At 69.1% G+C, this 3,953-nt stretch carries 4 protein-coding genes; 2 read left to right on the plus strand and 2 right to left on the minus strand.

What is annotated here, in order from left to right; translation table 11 throughout:
• Positions 1-257 precede the first annotated feature (257 nt).
• Positions 258-1,394, minus strand: coding sequence for an iron-containing alcohol dehydrogenase (locus AC1DOC_RS23140; protein WP_027729522.1), 1,137 nt, complete (start codon positions 1,392-1,394; stop codon positions 258-260).
• 69 nt (positions 1,395-1,463) lie between these two features.
• Here AC1DOC_RS23140 and AC1DOC_RS23145 point away from each other — a divergent pair, with 69 nt between their 5' ends.
• Both AC1DOC_RS23145 and AC1DOC_RS23150 read left to right on the plus strand, forming a co-directional pair.
• Complete coding sequence (locus tag AC1DOC_RS23145) at positions 1,464-2,441, plus strand: alpha/beta hydrolase (protein ID WP_027729523.1); 978 nt, start codon at positions 1,464-1,466, stop codon at positions 2,439-2,441.
• Positions 2,438-3,316 carry a YbgC/FadM family acyl-CoA thioesterase gene (locus tag AC1DOC_RS23150; RefSeq protein WP_027729524.1) on the plus strand — a complete coding sequence of 293 codons (879 nt, stop codon included), beginning with the start codon at positions 2,438-2,440 and terminating at the stop codon, positions 3,314-3,316. The genes AC1DOC_RS23145 and AC1DOC_RS23150 overlap by 4 nt, the downstream gene beginning before the upstream one ends.
• A 19-nt stretch (positions 3,317-3,335) precedes the next feature.
• Here the strand turns inward: AC1DOC_RS23150 and AC1DOC_RS23155 are convergent.
• The coding region (locus AC1DOC_RS23155; RefSeq protein ID WP_478130565.1) for a hypothetical protein at positions 3,336-3,953 on the minus strand (618 nt) is incomplete at its 5' end.

The following is a 3,953-nucleotide window of genomic DNA, read 5'->3' on the forward strand; positions in this document are numbered from 1 at the left end:
GATCACCGGGTACTCCCCTCCGCGAATGTCCCCCGGCCTGCGGCCTCCTCCTTGATTTCGCTGCGGGGAGCACCCGATGCTCTGTGCACAGGGGCACGCTCTCGGTGTACCGCTGATCAACGACCGCGCTGAATAACGATCACGTCGATGGGGTGCCTTGCGCAGCGAAATCAAGGGGGAGGCCGCAGGCCGGAGGACATTCGCGGAGCAAGGTACCCCGTCGGCGTGATCGCGCCCCGAACAACCGCACCCGCCCCCTACATCGATGCCTCGAGCATCGCCTTGTAGTCGTCGCGCGAAGCCAGCCGCGGGTTGGTCTTGTGGCAGTGGTCGGCCATGGCGCCGTCGATGATCTGCTCGAACAGGGCGGGCGTGACGCCCACTTCGGCCAGGCCCTTGGGCAGGCCCAGGCGCGCGTTCATGTCGCGGATCGCGTCGCCGAGATCGCCGGGCGAATCGAGGTGCATGGCCCGTGCCATGCGCTGCAGCCGCTGCTCCTTCTGCACCGACTCGGCACCCGCGTTGAAGTGGATCACCGCCGGCAGGAAGAGGGCGTTGAGCGTGCCGTGGTGCAGGCGCGGATCGACGCCGCCCAGGCTGTGGCTCAGCGAATGCACGCAGCCCAGGCCCTTCTGGAACGCCATGGCGCCCTGCATCGACGCGCTCATGAGATTGAGGCGCGCCTCGCGATCGCTGCCATCCTTGGTGGCGCGCTCGATGTGCAGCCAGGCGCGCTCCAGGCCGTCCAGGCCGATGCCGTCGGCCGGCGGATTGAAGGCGGCCGACATGAAGGTTTCCATGCAGTGCGCAATCGCGTCCATGCCGGTGGCGGCCGTGAGCCGGGGCGGCAGGCCGAGCGTGAGCTCGGGGTCGCAGATGGCGGCCTTGGGCATCAGGAACCAGCTGTGGAAGCCGAGCTTGCGGTGGTCGTCGACGATCACGATGGCGCCGCGCGCCACCTCGCTGCCCGTGCCGCTGGTGGTGGGCACCGCGATGAGCGGCACCGCGCGATCGGTGATCTTGGGCGAGCCGCCTTCGATGGTGGCGTAGGTCTTGAGCGGGCCTTCGTGCGTGGCGGCAATTGCCACGCCCTTGGCGCAGTCGATGGCGGAGCCGCCGCCCACGGCAATGAGGCCGTCGCAGCGGCCGCAGCGGTACAGCTCGACGGCCGCGCGCACGGCGGCCTCGGTGGGGTTGGAGGGGGTCTGGTCGAACACCGCTACTTCCAGGTCGGCGATGGCATCGAGCGCCTTCTGCAGCACGCCGGCCGCGCGCACGCCGGCATCGGTCACGATCAGCGGCCGGTTGATGCCGATGCGCGCGCATTCGCTGGACAGCAGCTTGATGGCGCCGAATTCGAACTGGATCTGGGTGAGGTATTGGATGAGGGCCATGAGGTGGGTTTGCCTGGGGCAGTACGATTGCAGACCACCCAAATCTAACAAGCAGGGACAGTCTTGCACATGAACAAAACCCTTGCCGCTGTCGCACCCGGCACATGGCAGCCTCCGCTCACCGCGAAGATGGCCGGCGTGGTCGAGCGCATGGCGCGGGCCGGCCATCCTTCGCTCGACCAGCTCACGCCCGACGAGGCCAAGGCCTCCTACGAGAAAGGCGCGGGCGTGCTCGAAGTGCCGAAGCCCGCACTGGAGCGCATCGACGACTTCACGATTCCGGCGCGCGACGGCTTCGCGATTCCCGCGCGGCTCTACGCGCCGTCGACAACGGCGGTGCTGCCGGCGCTGGTGTATTTTCATGGCGGCGGCTTCACGGTCGGCAACATCCGCACGCACGACACGCTGTGCCGCGTGCTGAGCGCCAAGAGCGGCTGCGCGGTGGTGTCGGTCGACTACAGGCTGGCGCCTGCGTTCAGGTTTCCGACGGCATCGGACGATGCATGGGATGCCTTTGCCTTCATTGCAAACGAAGGTGCGCGCCTGGGCATCGACGCGGGCCGCCTGGCCGTGGGCGGCGACAGCGCCGGCGGCACGCTGGCCGCGGTGTGCGCCATCCTCGCGCGCGACGCGGGCCTGCCGCTCGCGCTGCAGATGCTCATCTATCCCGGCACCGCGGCGCACCAGGACACCGCCTCGCACCGGCGCTACGCCCATGGCCCGCTGCTCACCAAGGCGCTGATCGACTATTTCTTCGGCCAGTACGTGCGCACGCCGGCCGACCGCGACGACTGGCGCTTTGCGCCGCTCCTGGCCGACGACGTCGACGGCGTGGCGCCCGCATGGATCGGCCTGGCCGAATGCGATCCGGTGGTGGATGAAGGCATTGCCTACGCCGACAAGCTCCGCGCCGCGGGAGTGGCGGTCGACCTCGAGATCTACCGCGGCGTGATCCACGAATTTCTGAAAATGGGCCGCGCCATCCCCGAGGCGCTGCAGGCGCAGGACGACGCGGCCCGTGCACTCAAGGACGCACTGAACCCATGAACGACAAGACCATGCCCCAGAGAAAAGACTTCCGCTTCTTTCACCGCCTGCGCGTGCGCTGGGCCGAAGTCGACATGCAGAAGATCGTATTCAATGCGCACTACCTGATGTACTTCGACACCGCCATTGCCGACTACTGGCGTGCGCTCGCGCTGCCTTACGAAGAAGCCATGCATGCACTGGGCGGCGACCTTTACGTGCGCAAGGCCACGGTCGACTTTCGCGCCTCGGCGCGCATGGACGACGTGATCGACGTTGGCATGAAGTGCGCGCGCATCGGCAACTCGTCCATCGTCTTCGAGGGTGCGCTGTTCCGGCAGGACCAGTACCTGGTGGGCTGCGAGCTCGTCTATGTGTTTGCCGACCCGGCCACGCAGACCTCCAAGCCGGTGCCGGCGGCCTTGCGCGAAATCCTCACGGGCTTCGAGGGCGGCGAGCCGATGCGCACGGTGGAGACGGGCGACTGGAAAACCCTGGGCGAAGGCGCGGGCGCGCTGCGCCGCGCGGTCTTCATCGAGGAACAGAACATCCCCAAGGAACTGGAATGGGATGCGCACGATGCGGTGGTGCTGCACGCGGTGGTCCGCAACCGGCTCGGCCAGGTGATAGCGACCGGCCGGCTGCTCGATGCGGTCGACGGCACCGCCATGCTCGGCCGCATGGCCGTGCACCGCGCGCTGCGAAGCGGCGGCCACGGCGCCGCCGTGATGCAGGCGCTGGAGGCGGCAGCCAAGGCGCGCGGCGACCGCGAGATCGGCCTGCACGCGCAGCGCAGCGCGGAGCGCTTCTATGCGCGCCTGGGCTATGCCGTGCACGGCGAGCCCTTCGAGGAAGCCGGCATCCCGCACATCGAGATGCGCCGCACGCTGGCCTGATCGCGGCGTTCGAGAGAGCTCACTCGTAGCGCGCCGGCGGATCGGGCACGTAGCCCATCTCCGAACCCGGAAAGGCGGACGGGCCGTCGGGACGCGGCCAGCGCGCGGGCGGCGGCACCGGGATCACGCCCGCGGCGATGAGGTTCTCGCGGCTGTCGTAGCGGATGCGCACCACTTCGTCGGGCGTGGACTGCGCGCGCTCGAAGCTGGTGTGGCCGACATGCGAAGTCTCGCGCCGGCCGTGGGCGGTGCCCAGGCTCGGGCTGGGCGGCGCTGGCCGGGCCAGGCTGCCTTTCGCCGATGCGGCCGCTTCGGCGCCCAGGGCGCTGTCGGCCGAGCGGGCCTGCGCTGCGGGTGCGGCTTCGGCTGCGGCCGATGGCGCCTCGCTGCGGCGCTCCATCTCGCGCGTGCTGCCATCGCGGCGCGGAAAGACGATGGGCGGCGCAGGCGGCGGCTCGGGCACGCGCTCGCGGAACATCGCGACGCCGATCACGCCCACGTCATCTGGCCGGCCGGTGCGGCTCGCGTACGAATTGCCAATGGAAGTGAATTCGAAGGCCGCAATCTGCGAATCGCTCTTGCGCCAGCCCGTGATGTCGCTGCGCTCGCCGCCGGAAAACACATAGCCGTTCTGCAG

Source organism: Variovorax sp. 01T439_2 (assembly GCF_056398445.1).